This is a genomic window from Micromonospora avicenniae (assembly GCF_900156065.1).
In the GTDB taxonomy this organism is placed as follows: domain Bacteria; phylum Actinomycetota; class Actinomycetes; order Mycobacteriales; family Micromonosporaceae; genus Micromonospora; species Micromonospora avicenniae.
Map to the genome: position 1 here is coordinate 1 of NZ_FTNF01000056.1, position 1,889 is coordinate 1,889.

Here is a 1,889-nt window from a genome sequence, read left to right on the forward strand (position 1 = left end):
CCTAGTACGGCAGTGACAGTTCGTGAGCTGGCTGTTCAGGGGTCAGTCGATGAGCCCGTTGGCTCGTGCTTTCCACAGCTCTTGCCGCGCTTGTTTGGTGTCGAGTTGCTCCAGTCCTTTGGCGGCCCAGGACCGGAGTGACTCGTCGCCGCTGTGTAGTTGTTCGGTGAGTACCGGCAGCGCTTGGGATGAGCGGGCTTCACCGATGAGTTCGAGCAGCCAGCAGCGCAAGCCGTGGTCGTGTCGTTCTTGAGCGAACTCGGCGATGAGTTCGTCGATGTGGTCGGCGGCGTGGGGCAGCAGGAGGTGGAAACCGTCTTCCTTGGCCTGCGGGTCATGCCGGCGCATGAGCTGCATGGCTTGCTGGAACCGGATCGTCACGCCGTTGAGGCTAGCTGGCTGAGCGGAGTCAGGGGCGCTGGCAGTGTCGGCGGTGATCTTCGGCGCGGTGCCGTGAGCGGGTGCGGCCATCGCTTGATCATCAGGTGTTGTGTGGACAACCGAAGATCATGCGATGGCCGCGGGTCACAGCGTAGACCCAGCCGGCTGGCAGGTGTTGCTCGACGAGGTCATGGGGCTTGTCGCGGGCCGGTTCGGCCGGGTGGAGCCGCGCCGCACCGCCTGGGACCTGGTGTTGGGGCTGCTGTCGCCGGTGGAACGGAAGAACTGCTGGTGGCTGGCCGAGCAGGCCGGACACCGGGGGCCGCAGGCGATGCAGCGGCTGCTGCGCACGGCGGTGTGGGACGCCGACGCCGTCCGTGATGACGTGCGTGGCTTCGTGACTTCGCGGCTGGGCGAGGCGGATGGAGTATTGATCCCGGACGAGACCGGGTTCCTGAAGAAGGGCACCGGGTCGGTCGGCGTTCAACGGCAGTACTCCGGCACTGCAGGTCGGGTGGAGAACTCGCAGGTGGGCGTGTTCCTGTCCTACGCATCCGCGCGGGGTCGGGCGTTGATCGACCGGCGGGTCTACCTGCCGAAGTCATGGACCGACGACCCCGACCGGTGCGCCGATGTGGGAGTGCCCGCCGAGGTCGGGTTCGCCACGAAACCTCAGCTGGCCCTGGACATGATCGCCCAAGCCGTGGCCGCCGGAGTGCCGGCAGGCTGGGCGGCCAGCGACGAACTCTACGGCGACAACGGCCCGTTCCGCGCCGGTGTTCAAGCCCTTGGCCTCGGCTACGTGCTCGCCGTGGCCCGCAACCACCTGGTCCCGATCGATGGTGGGAAGGTCCGTGTCCCCGCCGAACACCTCGCCGACCAGCTGCCCGCCACCGGCTGGCATCGGATCAGCTGCGGCACCGGCTCGAAGGGTCCGCGCTGGTACGACTGGGCCTGGCTCGACGCGTCCACGCCCGGCCATCCCGGACACAGCCTGCTCATCCGCCGAGGCAGCGACGGCACCCTCGCCTTCTACCGCTGCTGGAGCCCCACCCCGACCACCCTCGCCGATCTCGTCAGGGTGGCCGGGATCCGCTGGACGATTGAGGAAAGCTTCCAAGCCGGCAAGAGCCAGGTCGGCCTCGACCACTACCAGGTCCGCGGCTGGACCGCCTGGCACCGCTGGATCACCCTCGCCATGCTCGCCCTGGCCGTGCTCATGACCGCCGCCGCAGCCGCAGCCCCACCCCCACCAGCCGACTCCTACCACCACGCCCGCCACGCGACGCCGATCGCGTTGACCGCCGCGGAGATCCGCCGCCTGTTCCACGCCCTGGTCATCATCCCCCTGCGGGCCCTGACCACCACCACGCTGCAGGCAGCCCTACACGCCCGGCACTGGTCCGACTGGCGCCGCGACCACCAAGGCCGCGCCCGCCACAGCCACTACAAACGGCGACTCACCATGGAACTCAGCACATGATCGCGAACTGTCACTGCCGTACTAG

1 protein-coding gene and 1 pseudogene are annotated in these 1,889 nt (G+C 68.3%); one reads left to right on the forward strand and one right to left on the reverse strand.

All coding sequences use genetic code 11. The features are described from left to right. Positions 1-42: 42 nt before the first annotated feature. Positions 43-471 carry a HEAT repeat domain-containing protein gene (locus BXA10_RS30225; protein WP_245828650.1) on the reverse strand — a complete coding sequence of 143 codons (429 nt, stop codon included), beginning with the start codon at positions 469-471 and terminating at the stop codon, positions 43-45. A gap of 100 nt (positions 472-571) precedes the next feature. On the opposite strand from BXA10_RS30225, the pseudogene BXA10_RS30230 reads away from it, so the two are divergent. Continuing rightward, positions 572-1,600: pseudogene (locus BXA10_RS30230) on the forward strand (IS701 family transposase); the annotation flags it as partial. Positions 1,601-1,889: the final 289 nt, after the last annotated feature.